Annotated in this window: 21 protein-coding genes and 1 pseudogene; 10 read left to right on the top strand and 12 right to left on the bottom strand. The window is 72.7% G+C overall.

Going from position 1 to position 22,547, the window contains the following annotated elements:
• The first annotated feature begins 109 nt into the window (after window positions 1–109).
• The 4 genes from DZA62_RS00825 to DZA62_RS00810 all read left to right on the top strand — a co-directional run bounded on the left by DZA62_RS00825 (window position 110) and on the right by DZA62_RS00810 (window position 5,989).
• Complete coding sequence (locus DZA62_RS00825; RefSeq protein ID WP_198663287.1) at window positions 110–982, top strand: A/G-specific adenine glycosylase; 873 nt, start codon at window positions 110–112, stop codon at window positions 980–982.
• A gap of 143 nt (window positions 983–1,125) precedes the next feature.
• Window positions 1,126–2,943 (top strand): glycoside hydrolase family 3 protein, encoded by a 1,818-nt coding sequence (locus tag DZA62_RS00820; RefSeq protein WP_116946900.1) that lies wholly within the window; start codon window positions 1,126–1,128, stop codon window positions 2,941–2,943.
• 29 nt (window positions 2,944–2,972) lie between these two features.
• A complete protein-coding gene (locus tag DZA62_RS00815; protein ID WP_116946899.1) occupies window positions 2,973–4,253 on the top strand; it encodes an exo-beta-N-acetylmuramidase NamZ family protein in 1,281 nt (426 codons plus the stop codon).
• 20 nt (window positions 4,254–4,273) lie between these two features.
• Window positions 4,274–5,989 (top strand): serine hydrolase domain-containing protein, encoded by a 1,716-nt coding sequence (locus tag DZA62_RS00810; protein ID WP_198663286.1) that lies wholly within the window; start codon window positions 4,274–4,276, stop codon window positions 5,987–5,989.
• Here DZA62_RS00810 and DZA62_RS00805 read toward each other — a convergent pair.
• The gene (locus tag DZA62_RS00805) at window positions 5,973–6,713 is read right to left on the bottom strand and encodes an HAD-IIA family hydrolase (RefSeq protein ID WP_408618040.1); all 741 of its coding nucleotides are present in this window, start codon (window positions 6,711–6,713) and stop codon (window positions 5,973–5,975) included. The two genes, DZA62_RS00810 and DZA62_RS00805, sit on opposite strands and share 17 nt — an antisense overlap.
• A 141-nt stretch (window positions 6,714–6,854) precedes the next feature.
• Between DZA62_RS00805 and DZA62_RS00800 the strand changes: the two genes are divergently transcribed.
• Window positions 6,855–7,208: a hypothetical protein gene (locus DZA62_RS00800; protein ID WP_116946896.1), complete on the top strand. Its 354-nt coding sequence runs from the start codon at window positions 6,855–6,857 to the stop codon at window positions 7,206–7,208.
• A gap of 73 nt (window positions 7,209–7,281) precedes the next feature.
• Here the strand turns inward: DZA62_RS00800 and DZA62_RS00795 are convergent, their stop codons facing one another.
• Window positions 7,282–9,825, bottom strand: coding sequence for an ATP-dependent Clp protease ATP-binding subunit (locus DZA62_RS00795; RefSeq protein WP_116946895.1), 2,544 nt, complete (start codon window positions 9,823–9,825; stop codon window positions 7,282–7,284).
• Window positions 9,826–10,061: 236 nt separating this feature from the next.
• Here DZA62_RS00795 and DZA62_RS00790 point away from each other — a divergent pair, with 236 nt between their 5' ends.
• A complete protein-coding gene (locus DZA62_RS00790; protein WP_116946894.1) occupies window positions 10,062–11,132 on the top strand; it encodes a serine hydrolase in 1,071 nt (356 codons plus the stop codon).
• Window positions 11,133–11,164: 32 nt separating this feature from the next.
• Here the strand turns inward: DZA62_RS00790 and DZA62_RS00785 are convergent, their stop codons facing one another.
• The 4 genes from DZA62_RS00785 to DZA62_RS00770 form a co-directional block, all read right to left on the bottom strand.
• Window positions 11,165–11,491, bottom strand: coding sequence for a DUF2516 family protein (locus DZA62_RS00785; RefSeq protein ID WP_232827246.1), 327 nt, complete (start codon window positions 11,489–11,491; stop codon window positions 11,165–11,167).
• 69 nt (window positions 11,492–11,560) lie between these two features.
• Complete coding sequence (locus tag DZA62_RS00780; RefSeq protein ID WP_116946892.1) at window positions 11,561–12,040, bottom strand: hypothetical protein; 480 nt, start codon at window positions 12,038–12,040, stop codon at window positions 11,561–11,563.
• A 5-nt stretch (window positions 12,041–12,045) separates the two neighbouring features.
• The gene (locus DZA62_RS00775; RefSeq protein ID WP_116946891.1) at window positions 12,046–12,405 is read right to left on the bottom strand and encodes a helix-turn-helix domain-containing protein; all 360 of its coding nucleotides are present in this window, start codon (window positions 12,403–12,405) and stop codon (window positions 12,046–12,048) included.
• 1,251 nt (window positions 12,406–13,656) lie between these two features.
• A complete protein-coding gene (locus DZA62_RS00770) occupies window positions 13,657–14,976 on the bottom strand; it encodes a glycoside hydrolase family 15 protein (RefSeq protein ID WP_157987389.1) in 1,320 nt (439 codons plus the stop codon).
• Window positions 14,977–15,080: 104 nt separating this feature from the next.
• On the opposite strand from DZA62_RS00770, the gene DZA62_RS00765 reads away from it, so the two are divergent.
• Window positions 15,081–16,334 (top strand): APC family permease, encoded by a 1,254-nt coding sequence (locus DZA62_RS00765; RefSeq protein WP_232827196.1) that lies wholly within the window; start codon window positions 15,081–15,083, stop codon window positions 16,332–16,334.
• A gap of 12 nt (window positions 16,335–16,346) precedes the next feature.
• On the opposite strand, the gene DZA62_RS00760 is transcribed toward DZA62_RS00765, so the two are convergent.
• Genes DZA62_RS00760 through DZA62_RS00750 form a run of 3 tightly spaced genes read right to left on the bottom strand, consistent with a single transcriptional unit; the run spans window position 16,347 to window position 17,992 of the window.
• Complete coding sequence (locus DZA62_RS00760) at window positions 16,347–16,952, bottom strand: DUF2867 domain-containing protein (RefSeq protein ID WP_116946889.1); 606 nt, start codon at window positions 16,950–16,952, stop codon at window positions 16,347–16,349.
• On the bottom strand, window positions 16,949–17,365 hold the full coding sequence (locus DZA62_RS00755; RefSeq protein WP_116946888.1) for a DUF6463 family protein: 417 nt from the start codon (window positions 17,363–17,365) through the stop codon (window positions 16,949–16,951). Before DZA62_RS00755 ends, DZA62_RS00760 begins: the two co-directional genes overlap by 4 nt.
• A 45-nt stretch (window positions 17,366–17,410) precedes the next feature.
• Window positions 17,411–17,992, bottom strand: coding sequence for a TetR/AcrR family transcriptional regulator (locus DZA62_RS00750; protein WP_157987388.1), 582 nt, complete (start codon window positions 17,990–17,992; stop codon window positions 17,411–17,413).
• Window positions 17,993–18,123: 131 nt separating this feature from the next.
• On the opposite strand from DZA62_RS00750, the pseudogene DZA62_RS37440 reads away from it, so the two are divergent.
• Window positions 18,124–18,464 (top strand): annotated as a pseudogene (locus tag DZA62_RS37440) (YciI family protein).
• 30 nt (window positions 18,465–18,494) lie between these two features.
• Here the strand turns inward: DZA62_RS37440 and DZA62_RS00740 are convergent.
• The gene (locus DZA62_RS00740) at window positions 18,495–19,457 is read right to left on the bottom strand and encodes an asparaginase (protein ID WP_116946887.1); all 963 of its coding nucleotides are present in this window, start codon (window positions 19,455–19,457) and stop codon (window positions 18,495–18,497) included.
• Window positions 19,458–19,526: 69 nt separating this feature from the next.
• Entirely contained in the window at window positions 19,527–20,168 is a 642-nt protein-coding gene (locus DZA62_RS00735) for an SDR family NAD(P)-dependent oxidoreductase (RefSeq protein ID WP_116946886.1), read from the bottom strand.
• An 89-nt stretch (window positions 20,169–20,257) separates the two neighbouring features.
• On the opposite strand from DZA62_RS00735, the gene dtd reads away from it, so the two are divergent.
• Entirely contained in the window at window positions 20,258–20,689 is a 432-nt protein-coding gene (gene dtd / locus DZA62_RS00730; RefSeq protein ID WP_116946885.1) for a D-aminoacyl-tRNA deacylase, read from the top strand.
• A gap of 22 nt (window positions 20,690–20,711) precedes the next feature.
• Window positions 20,712–21,557 (top strand): NAD-dependent epimerase/dehydratase family protein, encoded by an 846-nt coding sequence (locus DZA62_RS00725; protein WP_116946884.1) that lies wholly within the window; start codon window positions 20,712–20,714, stop codon window positions 21,555–21,557.
• 4 nt (window positions 21,558–21,561) lie between these two features.
• Here DZA62_RS00725 and ygfZ read toward each other — a convergent pair whose 3' ends face one another.
• Window positions 21,562–22,536, bottom strand: a complete 975-nt coding sequence (gene ygfZ, locus DZA62_RS00720; RefSeq protein ID WP_116946883.1) for a CAF17-like 4Fe-4S cluster assembly/insertion protein YgfZ — start codon at window positions 22,534–22,536, stop codon at window positions 21,562–21,564.
• Between the last annotated feature and the right edge of the window lie 11 nt (window positions 22,537–22,547).

Raw genomic sequence — 22,547 nt, 5'->3', positions numbered from 1 at the left:
GACTGATCATGAGTCAACGACCATTACGAAACGTCGTCGAAGGATGTTTTGGAATGTCCCTTTCTGCCCCTTGTGGGTCGCTCTCCGAGCGCGCTTAGACTCGGGTCCGATGCACACCGCCGTCCTGTCCTGGTACTCCGCGCACGCGCGCGATCTCCCGTGGCGCGCGCCCGACCGGACGCCGTGGGGCGTACTCGTGAGCGAGATCATGCTGCAGCAGACCCCCGTCGTGCGGGTCGAGCCGGTGTGGCACGAGTGGCTGCGCCGGTGGCCGCGACCGGCCGATCTCGCCGCCGAGGAACCGGGCGAGGCGATCCGCGCCTGGGGGCGGCTGGGCTATCCGCGGCGGGCGTTGCGGCTGCACGCGGCCGCGGGTGCCATCGTCGAGCGACACGGCGGCGACGTTCCCGCGTCCTACGACGACCTGATCGCCCTGCCCGGCATCGGCGACTACACGGCGGCCGCCGTCGCGTCGTTCGCGTTCGGCGCCCGGCACGTCGTCCTCGACACGAATGTCCGCCGCGTGCTCGCGCGCGCCGTCACCGGCACCCAGTACCCGCCGACGGCACCCACGGCCGCCGAGCGGCGCATGGCGCTGGAGCTGGTCCCCGACGCGGAGACGGCGCCGCGCTGGGCGGTCGCCGTCATGGAGCTGGGCGCGCTGGTCTGCACGGCTCGCTCGCCACGGTGCTCGTCCTGCCCGCTCGCGGCGTCGTGCGCCTGGCGCCTGGCCGGCTCCCCTCCCGACGACGGTCCGCCGCGGCGCGGCCAGGCGTGGCACGGCACCGACCGCCAGGTCCGCGGCCGGCTGATGGCGGTGCTGCGCGAATCGACCGGCCCGGTGCCGAAGCGCCTGCTGGACGCGACGTGGGCCGAGCCGGTGCAGCGGGAACGCGCGCTGGACGCGTTGGTCGCGGACGGCCTGGTCGAGCCTCTGGACGGCGACCTCTTCCGCCTCCCCGCCTCGTCCCCGACCGGCTGACAAGAGGTGGCGCGAAGCCGGCGGAGGGCGAGGGCGGAGGCTCCCGGCGTGACCACTCTTGACCGCCGGTAATCATTTCGCTACGTTCCGCCACAAGCCGGCTCGCTGAAAACGGCAACCGCCCATCCCGCTGGGAGGCCCGCATGCCCCGGATTCACCGTCGCAGCCTGTTACGCGCCGCCGTCGCCACGACCGCAGCCGCGCTCCTCGTCTCGCCGACGCTGGCCGGCCCAGCGGCCGCGGACGACGAGGGGACCGAGTGGGTCGCCGCCCAGCTGGCGGACATGACGCTGGAGGAGAAGGTCGGCCAGCTGTTCGTCGTGCAGGTGTACGGGGCCGACGCGCACACCGTCACCGCCGCTCAGCGCGCCAGCAACCAGGCCGCCTACGGCGTCGGCACCCCGGCCGACGTGGTCGAGAAGTACCACCTCGGCGGCGTCATCTACTTCGCGTGGGCGGGCAACGTCAACAGCCCGGGGCAGATCGCCCAGCTCTCGAACGACCTGCAACGGACGGCGACCGCGACCGGCGGGCCGCCGCTGATCGTCTCGACCGACCAGGAGACCGGCATCGTCGCCCGGATGCCGGCCCCGGCGACGCAGTTCCCGGGCGCGCAGGCGCTGGCGGCCGGCGGCAGCACGAACGCCGCCCGCGAGGCGGCCCGCATCACCGCCCGCGAGCTGCGCGCCGTCGGCATCAACCAGAACTTCGCGCCGGTCGCCGACGTCAACGTCAACGCCGCGAACCCGGTCATCGGCGTGCGCAGCTTCAGCTCCGACCCCGGGGTGGCAGCGGACTACGTCACCGCGCAGGTGGCCGGCTACCAGGCCGGCCAGGGCGTTGCGGCGGCCGCGAAGCACTTCCCCGGCCACGGCGACACCACGACCGACAGCCACTACGGCGTGCCGGAGATCGACCACACCCGGCAGGAGTGGGAGACCATCGACGCGCCGCCGTTCGAGGCGGCCATCGACGCCGGGATCGACGTGATCATGACGGCGCACATCGTCGTCGACAGCCTCGACCCCACCGGAGTCCCGGCGACGCTGTCCGCGCCGATCATCACCGGGCTGCTGCGCGACGAGCTCGGCTACGACGGCGTCGTCGTCACCGACGCGCTGAACATGGAGGGCGTGCGCCAGGGCTTCGGCCCGGCCCGGGTCCCGGTGCTCGCGCTGCAGGCCGGCGTCGACCAGCTGCTGGTCCCGAAGGACGGCGACATGGACGTCATGTACCAGGCGGTGCTGCAGGCCGTCCGCGACGGCGAGATCAGCGAGGACCGGCTGGACGAGAGCGTCGAGCGGATCCTCGAGCTGAAGTGGAAGCGCGGTCTCACCGACGCCGAGCAGGTCGACGTCGACCGGGTGGCCCGCACGGTCGGCGTCCGCGCGCACCAGGCCGCCGCGCAGCGCATCACCGACCCGACGGTCACCGCCCTGCGCAACACCGACGGCGAAGGCGCGGCCATCCTGCCCGTCGACCCGGCGAGCAGGATCAACGTCGTCACGACGAACACCGCCGCCGGCAACGACCTCGCCGCCGCCCTCCGCGGCAGCGGGGGCGCGAGCGTCGACGTCCAAGCCGTCGGCACCAGGCCCAGCGACGCCGCCATCGCGGCCGCCGTCCAGGCCGCGCCCGCGCACGACCTCACCGTCGTCATCACCTCGAACGCCTGGGACACCGTCACGACGGACCCCGAGGGACGGCAGCGCCGGCTGGTCGCCGAGCTGGCCGCCACCGGGCACCCTGTCGTCGCGGTCGCCGCGCGCAACGCCTACGACGTCGCGTACCTGCCCGAGTCGGCCGGCTTCCTCGCCGCCTACTCATCGACGACGGTGTCGATGCGCAGCGTCGCGAAGGTGCTCACCGGCGAGCTCTCCCCCGCCGGCCGGCTGCCGGTGGTCGTCCCGGCCGCCGACGGCACCGTGCTCTACCCGATCGGCCACGGCCTCACCTGGTGACCCCCGCCCGACCATCCCGAGGAGCCCCCATGGACCGCCGTACGTTCATCGCCTCGACCGGCGCTGCCGGTGCCGCCGTCGTCGCCGCACCGTCAGTCGCGTTCGCGGCCGGCAACGACCCGGCCCGAGCCGTGCTGACGGGCGCACAGCGGCTGGCCGACGACGGCTGGACGGCGTTGTCCGGCCATCGCGTCGGCGTCATCTCGAACCCGACCGGGATCCTGCCGGACGGGTCGCACATCGTCGACAGCATGGTCGCCTCCGGCAACGTGAACATCGCCGGCGTGTTCGGCCCGGAGCACGGGTTCCGCGGCTCGGCACAGGCCGGTGAGGCGGAGGAGACCACGATCGACCCCCGTACCGGCGTGACGGTGTACGACGCGTACGGCGCGCAGGAGGCCGGCTTCATGCGGATGTTCGCCGAGGCGGACGTCGAGGTCGTGGTCTTCGACATCCAGGACGTCGGCGCCCGGTTCTACACCTACATCTGGACCATGTGGTCGGCGATGCGAGCGGCGGCCCGCATGGGCCTGAGGTTCGTCGTGCTGGACCGGCCGAACCCGGTCGGGGGGACGGCGGCCGGGCCGATGCTGTTCCCCGGGTTCGAGTCGGGCATCGGGCAGCGCTACATCGTCCAGCAGCACGGCATGACCGTCGGCGAGCTGGCCCGGTTCTTCAACACCGAGTTCCTGCCCGACGACGCCGGCGCCTCCGTCGAGGACCTCGAGGTCGTGACGATGCGCCGGTGGCGGCCGGACTCCCGCTACGCCGACACCGGCCTGCCGTGGGTGCTGCCCAGCCCGAACGTGCCGACGCCCGACACCGCGCAGGTCTACGTGGGCACCTGCGTGTTCGAGGGGACGACGGCGTCGGAGGGCCGCGGCACCACGCGGCCGTTCGAGCTGATCGGCGCGCCGTACGGCACCTACCACTGGGCCGACGACCTCAACGCGGCCGGGCTGCCCGGGGTCGACTTCCGCGAGGCCTACTTCGTGCCGTGGATCAGCAAGAACGTCGGCGTGGTCAACGGCGGCGTCCAGCTGCACGTGACCGACCCGGCCGCGTTCGACCCGGTCCGCACCGGAGTCGCCATGCTGGTCACGGCGAAACACCGCTACCCGGACGCCTTCGCGTGGCGCGGCGGCGGCACCAGCGACGGCTTCATCCACAAGCTGCACGGGTCCGAGCGGCTGCGGGTGATGGTCGACGGCGGGGCGTCGACGGACGAGATCGTCGCGTCGTGGCAGGACGAGCTGGCCGAGTTCGACCGCCGGCGCCAGCCGTACCTGCTGTACCGGGGCCGGCGATGACGGGGCGCAGAATCGTCCTCGTGACCCTTCTCGCTGCCGCCATGCTCGGGGCCGGCGCGCCGGCGAACGCGCACGGCGACGACGCCGGCCGGTTCGACCGCCCGCACGACGACTTCATGTCCGCCCGGACGACGCTGCGCGCGGCCGCGCCCGCGGACGTCGGCCTGGACCCGGACCGCGTCGACGCGCTGGTCGACGCGGCCGCGGGGTACACCGAGACCCCGCCGGGCGGCACGCATCCGCTGTACTCCGGCATGACGGTGCTGGCCGCGCACGATGGCCGGGTCGTCGCCGAGGACGCCGCCGGCTGGGCGCTGCGGTTCGCCGACGGCGCCGGCGCGGAGCTGCCGCGGGACGAGTGGGTCGCGTCCGGCACCGACACGATCTACGACCTCGCGTCGGTGTCGAAGCTGTTCACCACGATCGTCGTGCTCCAGCAGGTCGAGGCCGGCCGGGTCGACCTCGACGCCCCGGTCACGCGGTACCTGCCGGCGTTCGCCGCCAACGGCAAGGAGGCGATCACCGTCCGGCAGCTGCTGACGCACACCAGCGGGCTGGTCTCCTGGCTGCCGCTGTGGCGCGACTGGCCGACGCCGGAGGCGCGGATCGCCGCCGTCCTGAACACCACCCCGGCGAACCCGCCCGGCACGACGTACCTCTACTCCGACCTCAACATGATCACCGCCGGGCTGATCGCCGAGGCCGTCACGGGTGAGACGCTCGACGCGCTGGTCGCCGGCGGCGTCACCGGGCCGCTCGGCATGACCGACACGGGCTACAACCCGCCCGCGTCCGAGCTCGACCGCATCGCGGCGACGGAGTTCCAGGCGGCGCCACCGCGCGGCATCGTCCGCGGCGAGGTGCACGACGAGAACGCCTGGTCCCTGAACGGCGTCGCGGGGCACGCCGGCGTGTTCGGCACGGCGCAGGATCTCGCTCGGCTGGCGCAGGCGATCCTCAACGGGGGCGCTTACGGCGGCGAGCGGATCCTGCGGCCGGACACCGTCGAGGCGATGCTCACCGACGAGAACACCACCTTCCCCGGCAACGCGCACGGGCTGGGCTTCGAGCTCGATCAGCGCTGGTACATGGCCGCGCTGGCGTCACCGTCGACGGCGGGGCACACCGGCTTCACCGGAACGAGCATGGTCATCGATCCGCAGTCGCGCTCGTTCGTGATCCTGCTGACCAACCGCGTGCACCCGTCGCGCAGCTGGGGCACGATCAACCCGGCCCGGCGGGCGGTCGCGCACGAGCTGGCCTACGCGCTGTCCGTCGAGCCGCGCTCCGGCGACGACGCCTGGCGGGCTCATGAGGCCGACGCGACGACGTCGACGCTCAGCCTGCCGGTCGAGTTGTCCGGCAGCTCGACGCTGCTGTTCGACCTGTTCGTCGACACCGAGTCGACCGACCGGCTCACGCTGGAGCGGTCCACCGACGACGGCGCCACCTGGACGCCGGTGCCGTTCACCGCCCGCGCCGGTCGCGACCACCTCGACGCCGCCGACGGCGTCGTCAGCGGTGACCAGGGCCGGCAGTGGTGGACCGTGCGCGCGGGCCTGCCCGGCGACGGCGACACGATCCTGCGCTGGCGCTACGTCACCGACGCGCTCTACCAGGGCCGTGGGGTCTACGTCGACGACGTCAAGGTGCGCACCCGCGGCAAGCCGGTGTTCGACGGCGAGCGGCACGCGGACCGGTTCGTCGCCGACGGCTGGGTCAGATCACGTCGATGAGGTCGGCCACCGAGTTGACCACGTGGTTCGGCTGGAACGGGAACCGGCCGATGTCGGCGCGGGCGGTCGAGCCGGTCAGCACCAGGTAGGTGCGCAGCCCGGCCTCCATGCCGGCGACGACGTCGGTGTCCATGCGGTCGCCGACCATCGCCGTCATCTCCGAGTGCGCCTCGATGGCGTTCATCGCGCTGCGGAACATCATCGGGTTCGGCTTGCCCACGTAGTAGGGGTCGCGGCCGGTGGCCCGGGTGATCATGGCGGCGACGGCGCCGGTGGCCGGCAGCGGGCCGTCCTGCGACGGACCGGTGGAGTCGGGGTTGGTCGCGATGAACCTGGCGCCGTCGCCGATCAGCCGGATCGCCCTGGTGATCGCCTCGAAGGAGTACGTGCGGGTCTCGCCGAGCACGACGTAGTCGGGCTTGATGTCGGTCAGCACGTAGCCGATCTCGTGCAGCGCCGTCGTCAGCCCCGCCTCGCCGATGACGTACGCCGTGCCGCCCGGGTGCTGGTCGTCGAGGAACTGCGCCGTCGCGAGAGCGGAGGTCCAGATGGACTGCTCGGGGAGGTCGAGCCCGCTGCGCGCCAGCCGGGCGGCGAGGTCGCGGGGCGTGTAGATGGAGTTGTTGGTGAGCACCAGGAACCGGCGCTCACGATCGACGAGGCGGCGCAGGAAATCCGCGGCCCCGGGGATGGCGCGGTCCTCGTGCACGAGGACGCCGTCCATGTCGGTCAGCCAGCACTCGATTTCGCGGTCGCTCACGCGCACCACTCTAGGACCTTCAGGGTTCGTGCCCACCCTGTCGGACAGATCGGGTAATGTCGCCGGGGTTTGACCAATCATGACACCCCACACAGGAGTTCCACTATGTCTCGATCCACCCGGTCCGCCTCGCTGCTCGGTGCGGCGGCCGCCCTCGTCCTCGGCCTGACCGCGTGTAGCAGCGACGGCGGTTCTGACTACTGCGACCTGCTCAGCGACGACAGCGGGCTGTCCGACTTCGACCCCAGCGACGAGGCGGCGATGGAAGAGGCCGCCAACCGCGTCCAGGAGGTCGTCGACGCCGCTCCCGACGACATCAAGGCCGACTGGGAGACGTTCGCGACTGCCATCGAGGACCCGGAGGCAGCCGCGGCTGACGACCCCGAGGCGTTCATGACGGCGATGGAGAACATCACCCAGCACGCTCAGGACGAGTGCGACATCGACATCAACAGCTGAGCCTGACGGCTCGCGCTCAGCACGCGAAACGGCCCCGGAGCACGGATGCTCCGGGGCCGTTCCTGTGACGCCGTTACGACGTCTTCTCGCGCTTGGTCGCCGCGGCCGTGCCACTTGCGGCGCCCGCACCGACCGGCGAGGCGACGTCGGTCAGCTCCGACTTCGGGCTGCCGGTGAAGGTGAACGTCGCCTCGGCGCCCTCGCCCTCGACGTCGACCAGCACGAGCTCGCCCGCCTTCAGGTCGCCGAAGAGGATCTTCTCCGACAGGGTGTCCTCGATCTCGCGCTGGATGGTCCGGCGCAGCGGCCGGGCACCCAGGACGGGGTCGAACCCGTGCTTGGCCAGTAGTTCCTTGGCCGCCTGGGTCGGCTCGAGGCCCATGTCCTTGTCGCGCAGCCGCTCGTCCAGCTCGGCGATCCGCAGGTCGACGATGCGCAGCACCTCGTCCTGGGTCAGCTGGTGGAACACGACGATGTCGTCGACACGGTTGAGGAACTCGGGCCGGAAGTGCTGCTTGAGCTCTTCGGTGACCTTCGCCTTCATGCGGTCGTAGCTGCCCGAGGTGTCGTCAGCGGCCGAGAAGCCGAGGTTGACGCCCTTGGCGATGTCGCGGGTCCCCAGGTTCGTGGTCATGATGATCACGGTGTTCTTGAAGTCCACGACCCGGCCCTGCGCGTCGGTGAGCCGGCCGTCCTCGAGCACCTGCAACAGCGAGTTGAAGATGTCGGGGTGGGCCTTCTCGACCTCGTCGAAGAGCACCACGGAGAACGGACGCCGCCGCACCTTCTCGGTCAGCTGGCCGCCCTCTTCGTACCCGACGTAGCCGGGCGGCGAGCCGAACAGCCGCGAGACGGTGTGCTTCTCGGAGAACTCGCTCATGTCCAGCTGGATGAGCGCGGACTCGTCGCCGAACAGGAACTCGGCCAGCGTCTTGGACAGCTCGGTCTTACCGACACCGGACGGGCCGGCGAAGATGAACGAGCCACCGGGACGCTTCGGGTCCTTCAGGCCGGCGCGAGTGCGGCGGATCGACTTGGACAGCGCCGAGATGGCGTCCTCCTGGCCGATGATCCGCTTGTGCAGCTCGTCCTCCATGTGGAGCAGGCGCGAGGTCTCTTCCTCGGTGAGCTTGAACACCGGGATGCCGGTCGAGAACGCCAGCACCTCCGCGATCAGCTCGTCGTCGACCTCGGCGACGACGTCGAGGTCGCCGGCCTTCCACTGCTTCTCGCGCTCGATCTTCTGCGCGATGAGCTGCTTCTCCTTGTCGCGCAGCGACGCGGCCTTCTCGAAGTCCTGCGAGTCGATCGCGGACTCCTTCTCGCGCCGCACCTCGGCGATGCGCTCGTCGAACTCGCGCAGGTCCGGCGGCGCCGTCATGCGACGGATGCGCAGCCGGGCACCGGCCTCGTCGATGAGGTCGATCGCCTTGTCGGGCAGGTAGCGGTCGGAGATGTAGCGATCGGCCAGCTGCGCCGCCGCCACCAGCGCGCCGTCGGTGATGGACACCCGGTGGTGCGCCTCGTAACGGTCGCGCAGACCCTTGAGGATCTCGATGGTGTGGGCGAGGGTCGGCTCCTGCACCTGGATGGGCTGGAACCGGCGCTCGAGAGCGGCGTCCTTCTCGACGTACTTGCGGTACTCGTCGAGCGTGGTGGCGCCGATGGTCTGCAGCTCGCCCCGAGCCAGCATCGGCTTCAGGATCGAGGCCGCGTCGATGGCACCCTCAGCAGCGCCGGCACCCACGAGCGTGTGGATCTCGTCGATGAACAGGATGATGTCGCCGCGGGTGCGGATCTCCTTCAGGACCTTCTTCAGCCGCTCCTCGAAGTCACCGCGGTAGCGGGAGCCCGCCACCAGGGCGCCGAGGTCGAGCGTGTAGACGTGCCGGTCCTTCAGCGTCTCGGGCACCTCGCCCTTGACGATGGCCTGCGACAGCCCCTCGACGACGGCGGTCTTGCCGACGCCGGGCTCACCGATGAGCACGGGGTTGTTCTTGGTGCGGCGGGACAGCACCTGCATGACCCGCTCGATCTCCTTCTCGCGGCCGATGACCGGGTCGAGCTTGCCCTCGCGGGCGGCCTGGGTCAGGTTGCGGCCGAACTGGTCGAGAACGAGCGAGCTGGACGGCGCCTCGCCCTGGGGGCCGGCACCGGCGGTGGCCGCCTCCTTGCCGCCCTGGTAGCCCGACAGCAGCTGGATGACCTGCTGGCGGACGCGGTTGAGATCGGCGCCGAGCTTCACCAGCACCTGGGCGGCGACGCCCTCGCCCTCACGGATGAGGCCGAGCAGGATGTGCTCGGTGCCGATGTAGTTGTGGCCGAGCTGCAGCGCCTCGCGCAGGCTCAGCTCCAGCACCTTCTTGGCCCGCGGCGTGAACGGGATGTGCCCGCTGGGCGCCTGCTGACCCTGGCCGATGATCTCCTCGACCTGTTGGCGCACGGCCTCGAGCGAGATGCCGAGACTCTCGAGCGCCTTCGCCGCCACACCCTCGCCCTCGTGGATGAGGCCCAGGAGGATGTGCTCGGTGCCGATGTAGTTGTGGTTGAGCATCCGGGCCTCTTCTTGGGCCAGGACGACAACACGCCTCGCGCGGTCGGTAAACCTCTCGAACATCAGTGGCGCTCCTTGCCGAGCGGTCGGCTGTGGAGACGGGGACTCCACATCTGACCATTCGATGCTATATCCGCCGGCCGCTTCTCTCTCCGCGGAGGTCCTGGAACGAGACGGGGGTAGCGGATCCTTCGTACTTACTGTGCCTGCAAGAACACCACGCCGGGTACCCGATGTTCCACTCGATGGGCCTGTTGACCCCGGAGTTCGCTGCGGGCGAAGTTCCGTAGAGTGGCCGGATGCGCCGCACCGCCGTCACACTCGCGGCGATCGTGGCACTGGCGGCGGGCTGTGCGACGGACGACGCACCGGCGCCCACGCCGACCCTGGCGGCCCCCACACCTTCCCCGACCTCGTCCTCCGCCACCTCGGCGGCCCCGGCTCCCGCCACGTCCTGGGACGAGCTGAGCGGCCGGCTGACCGCGCTGGACGCCGACGTCGGCATGTTGGCGGCCCGCATCGCCGACGACGGCAGCTGCGAAGCGGTGGCACAGCTCGACCCCGGCACGGAGCGGCCGATGGCGTCCATCTTCAAGCTGTACGTGCTCGGCGCCGTCGCTGCCGCCGTCGACGCCGGTGAGCTCTCCTGGGACGACGAGCTCACCGTCGGCGGCGGGCTGCGCAGCCTGCCGTCGGGCGAGCTGCAGGACGAGCCCGACGGCACCCGGGTGACGGTGCGTCGTGCGGCCACGGCGATGATCGCGATCAGTGACAACACCGCGGCGGAACTGCTGATGGACCGCGTCGGGCGGGCCGCCGTCGAGGACGCGATGACGACGATGGGGCACGCACGGCCGGACCTCAACCGTCCGTTCCTCACCACCCGCGAGTTCTTCACCGTCGGCTGGGGGCCGCTGAACCTGCGCGACGACTGGGCGCGGGCGGGCGCGGCGGCACGATCGCGGATGCTGGCCGCGCTGCCCGGCGGGCCGCTGCTGGTGACCGGGCGCGACATCGCCGATCCGGCCTGGGACTCCGGCGTCGACTGGTTCGGCTCCGCGAGCGACGTGTGCGCGGCGCAGGCGGCCCTGCACGCTCGCGGGCCGGACGAGGTGCTGCGGTCCGTGCTCGGGCAGAACCGCGGCGTGACCATCGACAACGGCGACTGGCCGTACGTCAGCTACAAGGGCGGCAGCGCGCCCGGCGTGGTGACGGCGTCGTGGTACGGCGAGCGGGCCGACGGCGAGCGGTACGTGTTCGTCATGCAGGCCGCGGCGTCGTCCTCCACAGCCCTGGCCGATCACGACGCCTTCTTCGCGCTGGGCGAGGACGCGTTCGCGCTGTTGTCCCCCACCCCTCGCCGGCGTTGAGGACCTGGCCGGCAGGCCTTGCTGCTACCTGGTCACCAGGGGCCGTAGGGCCCGTCGTGGGTGTTGCCGTTGCGGCGGCCGCCACCGAACTGCCGCACGGCCGGCCGCACGTCGACGAGGTACACCGCCGCACCCACCACACCCAGCAGGTTCACGAAGAACAGTGGCGTGGGGAACAGTGCGATCTCGACCAGCAGGGCGACGCCGAGGATGCCCAGCCAGATGGGTTTGGTCCACTTGCCCGCGGCCGGAAACGCCTGCGTGGGGACTCGGAGCGCGTCGATGAAGGCGTACCCCTTCAGCCCCAGCGCACCGATGCCCAAGAGGATCAGGATCCAGGACTGAAAATCCCCGAACATATTCACCTCTCCCACTCTACGTGATCGGCGGCGGCCGCTGAACCGCTGATCTGCCGCCGATCGCCCAGGTCAGCGCTTGGTCTTCAGGTCGTCGGCGGCCTTCTCGGTGATCTCCGCGACCTCGTCGGCGGCGTCGGCCACCCGGCCGCGCACGTTCGCGACGGCGTTCTCGACCGCCGGACCGTACTCGGCGCGGAACTTCGTCATGACGCCCTCGCCGCGGGTCGCGAACTCCTCGTAGGCCCTGCCGGCCTCGCGACCGGCGTCGGCGAACAGATCGCGCACCTTCTGCGGCAGGTCGGCGGCCTTGGCCTGAGCCGACAGCAGGAGGTCGGGCAGGCCCTCGCGGAACACCTTCACGTCGGCCGGCAGGTCGGCGAACCGGGTGCGGAACTCAGCGCGCAGCTTCTCGTCGTTGACGGCCTCGGCGACGCGGCCGGGCAGGTGGCGCAGCGCATCGACGGCTGCCTCGGCGGCGCCGGCGGCGGCGAAGAGCGGCTTGCGGTCGGTGGTGGGCTGGGTGGTGGGCTGGGTGGTGTCGGTGGTCATGGGGATCACCCTTCTCTCTCGGTGCCGTGCCACGCGGCGTTGGCCGCACGGAACGACGCGTACACGTCGAGCAGCGCACGCTTCTGCTGCTCGTCGAGGCCCGGGTCGGCCAGGACGGCGTCCTCGACGCTGTGGTCGCCGCTGGGTTCGTCCAGCAGCCCGGCCCGGACGTAGAGCGCCTCGGAGGAGATCCGCAGCGCCTTCGCGATCTGCTGGAGCACCTCGGCCGACGGCTTGCGCAGGCCACGCTCGATCTGGCTCAGGTACGGGTTGCTGACGCCGGCGAGGTCGGACAGCTGCCGCAGCGAGAGCTGCGCGGTGCGCCGCTGCTCGCGGAGGAACTCACCGATCCCTGCCTTCGTCATACCTACGACGGTAGCTAACTCTTGCAAGCATTTGCAAGCGGGGGTTAGCGGAGAGGAGTGAGTGGGAGCGGCTCGGCGGCCCGGCTCGGCGGCGCGGCTCGGCGGCGCGGCTCGGCGGCCCGGCTCGGCGGCGCGGCTCGGCGGCCCGGCTCGGCGGCGCGGCTCGGCGGCTCGGGCCGGCGGCTCGGCTCGGTGGCCCGGCTCGGTGGCCCGGCTCGGTGGCCCGGCTCGGTGGCCCGGCTCGGTGGCTCGGGCCGGCGGCGCGGTCGGCTTGGTCTGCTGGTGGGCCGGCGTTTCGTGGGCCGGGTGGACGTGTGTTGGGTTCGTGCCGTTGGCCGTCCCCCTGCTGCCCATGTTCTCAGCCGCGCAACCGCGCCTCAAGCGGACCATTGGGCGCTTCGCGCCGACGATGACCGCTTGACCCGCGATTCCGCGGCCAAGAACCTGGCAGTTATCAGGGGGACGGGGCGAGTCTGGACACGCCTCGGGCTCCGCTGGCGTGGTCCCGGTCCGCCCGCCGACCGTGGGCCCACGCGACCGCCGTCCCCGGCCCAACCCTCCCGGAAATGATCACGTTCAGCAGGTGTGCTCACGCTCCACCAGGCATGCATGCCTCGCAGAGCGAACACAGTCCTGGGCATGGCCCCCGAATCGCCGGAAAATCTCACTCCGTGGACACCACACCTGCCGCGACGGGCACCACGAGGCCCGGGAACCACAGCCAACCCAGCCGACACCCGAGCGACGGGCACCGTCGCGCCGACCTCCAGAACGAGACGCCCGCCCCACGCCCACCAACGACCGCCACACCCGACAACGGCGATCGACGACCACCGACCGCAGCGAGCACCCGCCCACCGGCCCACCCGCCGACCGACGCACCCGCCCACCGACCGCAACGAGCACCCGCCCACCGACCCACCGTCGCGCCGGCGCACTGGGGCACCCGCCCACCGACCCACCGGACCACCGACCCACGTCGCGCCGGCCCACCGACCCACCGTCGCGCCGGCGCACTGGGGGCACCCGCCCACCGACCCACCGACCCACGTCGCGCCGGCGCACTGGGGCACTGGGGCACCCCGCCCACCGTCGCGCCGGCGCACTGGCGCACCGAACACACGGCGCACCGGCGCGCCGGCCAAACGAGAAGCCCACGTCCCCAACCGGCCGGAACCCTGCACCCACCATGATCATCAACCGTCAGCGACGCCATGACGTCGCCAACGGTTGATGATCATGGAACGGCGACTAATGCGCGGCCGGCACGACCGGGAGGCCGTCCTCCAGTTCGGCGAGCGTGAGCAGCACCAGCGACGACGTCCACGCGAGGGGGGCGACGGAGGCCGGAGTGGCCTCGGAGTCGACCTTCTCAGGCAGTGAGCCGAGTGGCGTGCGGTAGCTGTCGAGGAACGTCAGCAGCCGGTCGGCGTCCTCGTGGTCGCCGTTGCCGGCCAGCGCGAGCGCCAGCAGCGCGGTCTCGGGCGTCCACGCGACGTCGACGTCCTTGCGCCAGGCCTCGCCCGGGCGGTGGCCGCCGTTGGGGACCCGCAGCGCCAGCTCGGTCGCCCGCACCGCGGAGCTCACCTCCGGCGTCGACGGCGCGAACGGCGGGGCGAGGAACGTCACCGCGGCGTCGGCGCCGCCGTCGGGCAGGGTGCGGGGGTAGCCCTGGGCGCCGAACTCGCGCACGATCGCCTCGTCGAGGCGGCGGGCGGCGTTGCTCCAGACGAACGGGTCGTCGACGCCCATGAGCGGCGCCAGCGCGAGCGCGGAACGCAACCCGAGCGACAGCGGCGCCGCCACCCCGAGCGTCAGCTCCGTCTCCTCCTTCTCCCAGTAGTCCGACGACGGCTCCGGCAGGCCGTCGTCCTCCAGGGAGCGGACGATCGCGTTGGCCGACGCGACGACGGCGGGCCGCAGGTCCTCGAGCACCTCGGCGGCGACGTCCGGCTCGGCCGTGCGCGACACCAGCCAGACCGCCCACAGCACCCAGCCGGCGCTGTCGAGCTGCTTGGGCCGGTCGTCGGGCGGGCCGGAGCCGTCAGCGAGGTAGCGGGCCTCCCACTCGCCGTCGGCCGGGGCGACGCGGGCGAGGAAGCCGAGCACGTCGGCGGCCTCCTGGTCGTGCCCGGTGACGGCGTAGGCGGCGGCCGCGAACGACGCGTCGCGGGGCCAGACGTGGCGCCAGGCGGTGACCGGGGCGGCCATCAGCGCGCCGGTCGGCGACGTCAGCGCACGCAGGTCGAGCAGCGCCCGCTCGGACATCGCGTGATAGCGGGAGCCGTGGCCGGGAATCTCGCCGCCGGCCAGCCAGCGGCGATCGTCGTCGATGCGGGCGGCGACGGCGGGGTCGGAGCGGTCCTCGGTGCTGAGCACGCTGGTGCCGGGGACGAACGCGGCGTCGGAGCCGGCCGGGACGGTGGCCATGGCTCCACCAGGCTCGACCATGACGCCGTCGGCTCGTAGTGGGAGGACGGTCCCGCGCGACGGGGCCATGCTGAGTGCGGCGATGATGAGGATCACCGCCGGCAGCCCAATGCGCCACCCGAGGCGGCGGGACGATCGCACCCAACCAGCGTACGTGGTCCAGACCTCTGCGGCGTTCGCCACCCGGTCACGGTTCGGTCGCCGCCCGTTCCCCTGGCGTTGCTTCCGCGGCAGAGGATGGTGCCGTGACACGAGAACCGGACTCGCGGCTGGCCAGACGCCTCGGCACCGGAGACGCCGTCGCCGTCGGGCTCGGCGCGATGATCGGCACCGGCGTCTTCGTCGCGTGGCAGCCGGCGGCGTCGGCCGCCGGCGCGTGGCTGCTGGCCGGCCTGGCCGTCGCCGCCTTCGTCGCGTTCTGCAACGCGACGTCGACGGCGCAGCTGGCCGCCGTGCACCCGCAGGCCGGCGGCGCCTACCACTACGGCCGGCAGCGCCTCGGCGACGCGTGGGGCGCGCTGGCGGGGTACGCGTTCGTGCTGGGGAAGTCGGCGTCGTGCGCGACGGCGGCGCTGGCGGCGGGCGCATACCTGTGGCCGGCGCGTCCGGTGCCGGTGGCACTGGCCGCGGTCGTGGTGGTGACGGCGGTCAACCTGGCCGGGGTGACGAAGACGGCGCGGGTCGGCGCGGCGCTGGTCGCGGCCGTCGTCGCCGTGCTGGTGGTGGTCGTCGTGACCGGGCTGGCCGGTGCGGGCGTGGCGCCGTCGTGGCCGGACGGTCCCGCGTCGGCGGGCGGGGTGCTGGGCGTGCTCGGCTCCGCCGCGGTGCTCTTCTACGCGTTCGCCGGGTACGCGCGCATCACGACCTTGGGCGAGGAGGTGCGCGACCCGGCGGCGATCCCCCGCGCCGTGGTGGTGTCGCTGACGGCGACGCTGGTGCTCTACGCGGTGGTCGGCCTGACGGTGCTGCTGGTGCTCGGCGCGTCGGGGACGGCGGAGTCGGCGCAGCCGCTGCGGGCGGTGGCGGCGGCCGCCGGCGCCGGCTGGCTGGAGCCGGTCGTGGCCGCGGGTGCGGCGGTGGCGGCGTTGGGGGCGCTGCTGTCCCTGCAGGCGGGGGTCGGGCGGACGGCATTCGCGATGGCGTCGTCCGGCGACCTGCCGCGCCGGCTGGCCACCGTCGACTCCCGCCGCCACGTCCCCCACGTCGCCGAGCTCGTCTCGGCCGTCGTCACGGTGCTGTTCGTGCTGATCGGCGACCTCGCGACGACGCTCGCGGCGAGCGCGTTCGCCGTGCTCGTGTACTACGCCGTCGCCAATACCGCGTCATGGCGGCTGGCCCCCGCCGAGCGCCGGTGGCCGCGCTGGCTGTCCGCCGCCGGACTGGCGTCCTGCGTGCTGCTGGCGGCGTCGCTGCCCTGGCGCACGGTGGTGGCGGGTGCGGCCGTCCTCGCCGTCACGATGCTGCTGCGCTGGGCTCTGCGGCGGCGTACCCGGCCGTGACCGCGCGGCCGATCAGCGCGCGGGACGTGCCGCGGCCTCGTCCGTGAGCTCGCGCCAGCGCCGGCCGAGCAGCCGGAGCAGCGCCGGGTAGACCAGCGCCAGGCGCACCGGCTTGATGGCGGCCAGGTAGAACGCACCCCGCCGGCCGTGCGGTCGCACCAGGACGGCCAGCTGGCCACGGTGGCCGCCGGCGCCGTCCTCGACCCAGCCGAGGTGGAGAACGGCGTGCACGGTCTCGTTGGCCATCTCCGCCGCGTACTCGAACGGCCGCACGTACACCGTCTCGAAGGGCGTCCCGGACAACGCGCCGTCCTCCGCCGGCGCCTCGGCGCCGGCCGGCAGCCGCTCGCGCAGCGACGGCACCCGTGCGCCGACCGCGCTCGAGGGGTCGTCCCACCCGAACAGCTCCCCCAGCTTCCAGCGCGCCGCCCAGAGCGCCCGGATCGGCAGCGGCGCCTGCTCGGGGAACGGCAGCGTGTCGAACGCCTCGACCAGCCGCGGGAAGTCGTCCGGCCCGCCCCGCGTGGGCAGCGCCCACACGTCCTCGACCTGGAACTCCGGTGCGATCTCGTGCACCAGCCAGGGGCGGCCGGTGTGTGCCTCGATCGGCAGCTTCATGGCGTTGCTCCTCGGACGTTCGTCGGGGACGGCCGCGTCGCCGGGGCCCGGCGCAGGGCGAGCACGGCGGGGACGGCGAACGCCCAGAAGCCTGAGGCCGGCATGAGGGCGACGCCCCACGCCATCAGCGCGAGCAGCCCCCAGCCGAGCCCCCGGGGCAGTGGCTCGCCCCGACGTTCGAAGGCGAGCACCATGCAGCCCAGCAGTCCGATGCCGAGCCCGGCCGTCACGTACCAGAAGCCCACCCCGCGTTCGGCGATCAGCACGGCGTCGCTCTCGACCGCCAGCAGGACCCCGGCCTCCCAGGTCGAGCGCAGCGATTCGGGGTACAGCGCCGGCGCGACCAGGACGTGAACGGCGGCGATGCCCAGCAGAGACCAGCCGACGAGGGGACGGTGGCGAGCATGCGTCATAGTGCCACTCTGGCACGATGTGCCACGTTCGTCAACGACCCCCGGTCACGTCCAGATCGGTGCCAGCCGGTCGAGGATCAGTTCGACGGCGTCGGTGACGGTGCCGTCGCCGCCCCCGGCCGCCCAGTGCATCATCGCCGCGTCCAACGCCCCCAGGTAGGCGCCCGCGACGACCACGGCGGTTCGCCGGTCGAGCGCCGCTCCCCGCGCCGGATCCTCGAAGACCGTGACCACCCGAGCGATCCAGGCCGGGTTGGCGAGGAAGGCCGCCTCGAGGGCGGGAACGGCGTCGATGATCCGCCAGGCGGTCCGGATGCGCGTGCTCTCGGCGTCCAGCCGCTCCCCGATGACGCGGGCGGCGCGCTCGATCACGGCTCGCGCCGGCAGGTCGGCCTCGACGTCGTCGACCACCTCGTCCCACATCGTCATCCACTCGACCGGGAGGTCCAGCAGGATGCGGTCCTTGGTCGGGAAGTGGCGGTACAGGGTCCGCCGCGACACCCCGGCGGCGGACGCGATCTGCTCCATCGTCACCGCGTCGTAGCCCCGCTCGTCGAACAGCCGCAGCCCGGCCTCGACGATCTCGCCGCGGGTCGCGAGGTGCCGGCGGGCGCGCAGGTCACTCACCGGCCCACTCTCCCACAGCTCCCGGTGCGACTCGGCGTGCGAGGAGTGCGCGTGCGAGTCTCGTGCGCGTCGCGCGCCCGGGTCGAGGACGATGTGTCCGATCCCTGACGTGCGATGAAGGAGTCGGCGCGATGACGAAGTACCCGATCTCGTTCCCGAGCGGCGCGATGGTCCTTCGCGACGAGGATCTGCAGGCGATGTCGGATGCGTCGCACGCGGTGGTGGAGGAGGCGAAGAACGCCGGAGTCTGGGTGTTCGGCGGCGGAATCGACGAGAGCGTTCCGCCTGTCCTGGTCGACGGCGACGGCACGGTGACCGAGGGTACGTACCCGCAGACGAAGCAGCTCGAAGGCGGCTACACGGTCCTCGAGGTGCCTCCCGCGAGGCGGCACGGGAATGGGCCGCGAAGATCGCGACCGCCTGCCGGTGCGCGCAGGAGGTGCGCGCGTTCCAGTACGACCCTGCCAGCTGACGTCACAACCAACCCCTTGATCGACGCCGTTCAGGCGGGCCAGTCGACGGCGGGGCGGAGGGTGCCGACGGGGTGGCCACCGCCGAGGACGGGGGCGGTGGCGAGCTCGTCCAGCACCGGCGCCTCCACGCCGAGGCGCCGGAGGGCGGCGACCAGGACCGGCATGCGGGCGCGAGCGTCGCCGTCGTCGATCTTGACGGCGACGGCGCGGCCGTCGTCGAGCGCGGCGGCGAGGACGGCCTCGGCGCCGCCCTTGGCGAACAGGCCGGGCACCCCGCGGATCAGCCGCACCTCGTCGCGCGTCGTACCGCTCGTGTACTCCGGGTGTGCCTGGATCGCGTCGGCCACCCGCCGTTCCGGCGTCCCCTGCGGCGCCAGCGCGAGCGACCGGAACATCCGCGCCAGGTCGACGAGAGCTACGGCGAACAGCGGCGCGCCGCAGCCGTCGACGCCCGTGTGGGCGACCGGCGTGCCGGCCAGCGCGCCGACGGTGTCGTGGATCGCGACCTGCAGCGGATGCGCCGGGGCCAGGTAGGACTCCGTCGGCCATTCGTTGACGACGCAGGTCAGCAGCATCGCGGCGTGCTTGCCCGAGCAGTCGGCGGTCAGCGACGACGGCTCGCCGTTCTTGCGCACGTAGTCGACCATCGTGTCGTGGTCGATCGGGAAGCCCGGGGTGTTCCGCAGCGCCGACTCGTCCAGGCCGCCGAGCGCCAGGATGCGCCGCACGCCGTCGAGGTGGATCGGCTCGCCGGAGTGGCTGGCCGCGGCGAGCGCCAGCAGCTCGCCGTCCAGCGGCAGCCCCAGCCGGAGCATCGCCGCCGCCTGCACGGGCTTGTTCGACGAGCGCGGGTACATCGGCGCGTCGGCGCGGCCGGCGGCGAACGCCACCGACCCGTCGGCAGCCAGCGCGACCACCGAGCCGCGGTGCCGGGACTCCACCAGCCCCGACCGGACCACCTCAGCCATCAGGACGGCGTCGCCCGCGTGCATGTCGCTCCTCGTCTTCTCGGCGCTATCGGGTGCGACGATCCTGTCACGAGCCGCGGGCCGGCCCGGCCGTCAGATGGTGAAACCACCGTCCACCAGCACCGACGATCCGGTGATGAAGCGGCCCTCGTCGCCGGCGAGGTGGGCGACGGTCGCGACGATCTCGTCCGGGGCGGCGTACCGGCCCAGCGCGGTGTGCGACCGGATGACGTCGGAGTACGGCCCGTCCGCCGGGTTGAGGTCGGTGTCCGTCGGCCCGGGATGGACCAGCGTGGCCCGGATGCCCCGTCCGCCGAGGTCACGCGCCAGCCCCTTCGTCAGCCCGACCAGAGCGGTCTTGCTCATCGAGTACAGCCCGTAGCCGGGGAACACGGTCCGGTCGGCGACCAGGCTGCCGACGGTGACGATGCTGCCGCCGCCGGTCATGTGCCGGGCGGCCGCCGTCGCCGCGACGAACGGGGCGCGGACGTTCACCGCGACGGTGCGGTCGAACTCCTCGACGCCGAACTCGTCGATCGGCCCGACCGGGTAGCGCGCGGCGTTGTTGACCAGGATGTCGAGCCGGCCGAACCGGTCGGCGACGGTGTCGCTGAGATAGGTGAAACCGACATCGGCGCCATCGCGGGCCAGCCGGTGGACCACCGCCGCGCCGATGCCGCGGCTGCCGCCGATCACCATGGCCACTCGGCCGTCCAGAGGGAGTCGCGTGTTCATGCCCTCGATCCTCCGGTGGCGCTCCGGGCGCTGCTGGCGGCCATCGGCCGCCGCGTTCGGGCCCGCGCGGCCGTGCGACGATGCGTGCCATGCGAGCGGTCGTGCAGCGGGTGACGTCGGCATCGGTGTCGGTGGACGGCGAGGTGGTCGGCGCGATCGAGCCGGAGGGGCAGGGCCTGCTGGTCCTCGTCGGCGTGACCCACGACGACAGCCCCGGCAGCGCCGCCAAGCTGGCCCGCAAGGTCTGGGGCCTGCGGATCCTGGCCGACGAGCGGTCCGCGTCGGACGTCGGCGCGCCGATCCTCGTGGTCAGCCAGTTCACCCTCTACGCCGACACCGCGAAGGGCCGCCGCCCGTCGTGGGGCGCGGCGGCGCCGGGGCCGGTCTCCGAACCGCTCGTGGCCGAGTTCGTCGCCGCGTTGCGCGGGCTCGGCGCGCCGGTCGAGACCGGCGTCTTCGGCGCGGACATGCGGGTCAGCCTGGTCAACGACGGCCCGGTGACGCTGCTCCTCGACACCTGATCCTCGCCCGAAAGGACACCCCATGATCATCGTGACCGGTGGCAGCGGCCAGGCCGGCCGGGCCTGCATCGCCGACCTGACGGCGCACGGCTACGACGTCGTCTCGGTCGACCTCGCGCCGCCGGCCGACCCGTCGGTCCGGCACAGCCGCGTCGACCTCGCCGACTACGGGCAGACGGTGGCGGCGTTCGCCGGCATCGACGACCGCGTCGACGGCGTCACGGGCATCGTGCACCTGGCCGCGATCCGCGCGCCGGGGCTGGCGCCCAACCCCGTCACGTTCTCGGTGAACACGCTGAGCACCTACAACGTCTTCGAGGCGGCCAGGCAGCTGGACATCAAGAACATCGTGTGGGCGTCCAGCGAGACGGTGCTCGGGCTGCCGTTCGACACCCCGCCGCCGTACGTCCCCGTCGACGAGGGGTACCCGGGCCGGCCGGAGACGGCCTACTCGCTGTCCAAGCTGGTCGGCGAGACGATAGCCGAGCAGTTCTGCCGGTCGGACCCGGAGCGGAAGATCATCGGGCTGCGGCTGTCGAACGTCATGGACCCGGAGGACTACGCGCGGTTCGCGTCGTTCCAGGACGACCCGCTGCTGCGGAAGTGGAACCTGTGGGGCTACATCGACGCCCGCGACGCCGCGCAGGCCATCAGGCTGGCTCTCGAGGCCCCGCTGACCGGCGCCGACGTGTTCGTCATCGCCAACGCCGACACCGTCATGGAGCGGCCCAACGGCGAGCTGCTGGACGAGGTGTTCCCGGGTGTGGAGCGGCGCCGCGAGTTCGGCGACCACGAGACCCTGCTGTCGATCGAGAAGGCCCGCCGCGTGCTCGGCTACGAGCCGCGGTTCGGCTGGCGGACGTCGTAGCGGCTCAGCGGAGCTGGGCCCGTACGTGCAGGCCGGCTTCGGGGTCGACGACGACCTCCTGGCCGGCGGCCACCCCGCCGGCCAGCAGCTGGGCGTCGACCGGGGTGTTCCGCTTCACCACGGCCAGCGCGACGGGGCCCAGCTCGTGGTGGCGGGCGGCCGAGCCGACGGTGCCGACGGTACGGCCGTCGAACTCGACGGGGTCGCCGTGCTCGGGGAGGGTGTCGACGGAGCCGTCGAGGTGCAGCAGCACGAGGCGGCGCGGCGGCCGGCCGAGCGTGTGCACGCGCGCGACGGTCTCCTGGCCGCGGTAGCAGCCCTTGTCGAGGTGGACGGCGGTACCGATCCAGCCGACCTCGTGGGGGATGCTGCGGTCGTCGGTGTCGAGGCCCTGGCGCGGTTCGTGCGCCTCGATGCGCAGCGCCTCGTACGCCCAGACGCCGGCGGGCTCGGCGACGTAGGCGGCCAGCTCGGCGCGCGGCACGAACACGTCGCGGCCGCGCTCGGTGACCCGGGCGAGGTGGCGGCCGGACGGTGCTGTCACCGGCTCCCAGACGACGGCGTACTCGTCGGTCACGTCGGCGACCTCGACCTGGGACCAGAACTTCATCTTCTCCAGGTAGTCGCGCAGTGGCTCGGCGGAGGACCGCTCCACGTGGAACCAGAACGCCTCGCCGTCGTCGACGCCGTAGAGCGCGTGCTCGACGCGGCCGTTGGCGTCGAGGACCAGCGCGGACGTGGCCCGGTGCGGCGCGAGGTGCTCGACGTGCTGAGTGATCAGCTGATGCAACCACGTCAGGCGATCGGGGCCGCTGACTCGCAGGACGCCGCGGTGCGAGAGATCGACGGCGCCCTCGCCGGCCACGAGACGACGCTGCTCGCGGAACGGGTCGCCGTAGTGCGCGGCGACGCCTTCGTCGGGCTCGGTGGCCGCGACGGCTCCGTGAAGGTCGAGCAGCGGGCTGCGGTAGGCATCCATATAGGTCCCAA

Origin of the sequence: Jiangella endophytica (genome assembly GCF_003427025.1) — a bacterium.
Classification (GTDB): Bacteria; Actinomycetota; Actinomycetes; order Jiangellales; family Jiangellaceae; genus Jiangella; species Jiangella endophytica.
Note: the sequence above shows the minus strand (reverse complement) of the source record. Positions and strands in the feature narration are given on the sequence as shown.

What these genes read in the sequence shown, in the direction of transcription:
- DZA62_RS00815 (WP_116946899.1), top strand. Translation starts at nt 2,973, where the DNA reads ATGGACCGCCGTACGTTCATCGCCTCGACCGGCGCTGCCGGTGCCGCC.
- DZA62_RS00760 (WP_116946889.1), bottom strand. Translation starts at nt 16,952, where the DNA reads ATGAAGCTGCCGATCGAGGCACACACCGGCCGCCCCTGGCTGGTGCAC.
- DZA62_RS00740 (WP_116946887.1), bottom strand. Translation starts at nt 19,457, where the DNA reads ATGCACGCGGGCGACGCCGTCCTGATGGCTGAGGTGGTCCGGTCGGGG.
- DZA62_RS00780 (WP_116946892.1), bottom strand. Translation starts at nt 12,040, where the DNA reads ATGACCACCGACACCACCCAGCCCACCACCCAGCCCACCACCGACCGC.
- DZA62_RS00825 (WP_198663287.1), top strand. Translation starts at nt 110, where the DNA reads ATGCACACCGCCGTCCTGTCCTGGTACTCCGCGCACGCGCGCGATCTC.
- DZA62_RS00775 (WP_116946891.1), bottom strand. Translation starts at nt 12,405, where the DNA reads ATGACGAAGGCAGGGATCGGTGAGTTCCTCCGCGAGCAGCGGCGCACC.
- DZA62_RS00805 (WP_408618040.1), bottom strand. Translation starts at nt 6,713, where the DNA reads ATGGACGGCGTCCTCGTGCACGAGGACCGCGCCATCCCCGGGGCCGCG.
- ygfZ (WP_116946883.1), bottom strand. Translation starts at nt 22,536, where the DNA reads ATGGATGCCTACCGCAGCCCGCTGCTCGACCTTCACGGAGCCGTCGCG.
- dtd (WP_116946885.1), top strand. Translation starts at nt 20,258, where the DNA reads ATGCGAGCGGTCGTGCAGCGGGTGACGTCGGCATCGGTGTCGGTGGAC.
- DZA62_RS00735 (WP_116946886.1), bottom strand. Translation starts at nt 20,168, where the DNA reads ATGAACACGCGACTCCCTCTGGACGGCCGAGTGGCCATGGTGATCGGC.
- DZA62_RS00755 (WP_116946888.1), bottom strand. Translation starts at nt 17,365, where the DNA reads ATGACGCATGCTCGCCACCGTCCCCTCGTCGGCTGGTCTCTGCTGGGC.
- DZA62_RS00725 (WP_116946884.1), top strand. Translation starts at nt 20,712, where the DNA reads ATGATCATCGTGACCGGTGGCAGCGGCCAGGCCGGCCGGGCCTGCATC.
- DZA62_RS00820 (WP_116946900.1), top strand. Translation starts at nt 1,126, where the DNA reads ATGCCCCGGATTCACCGTCGCAGCCTGTTACGCGCCGCCGTCGCCACG.
- DZA62_RS00800 (WP_116946896.1), top strand. Translation starts at nt 6,855, where the DNA reads ATGTCTCGATCCACCCGGTCCGCCTCGCTGCTCGGTGCGGCGGCCGCC.
- DZA62_RS00790 (WP_116946894.1), top strand. Translation starts at nt 10,062, where the DNA reads ATGCGCCGCACCGCCGTCACACTCGCGGCGATCGTGGCACTGGCGGCG.
- DZA62_RS00795 (WP_116946895.1), bottom strand. Translation starts at nt 9,825, where the DNA reads ATGTTCGAGAGGTTTACCGACCGCGCGAGGCGTGTTGTCGTCCTGGCC.
- DZA62_RS00785 (WP_232827246.1), bottom strand. Translation starts at nt 11,491, where the DNA reads ATGTTCGGGGATTTTCAGTCCTGGATCCTGATCCTCTTGGGCATCGGT.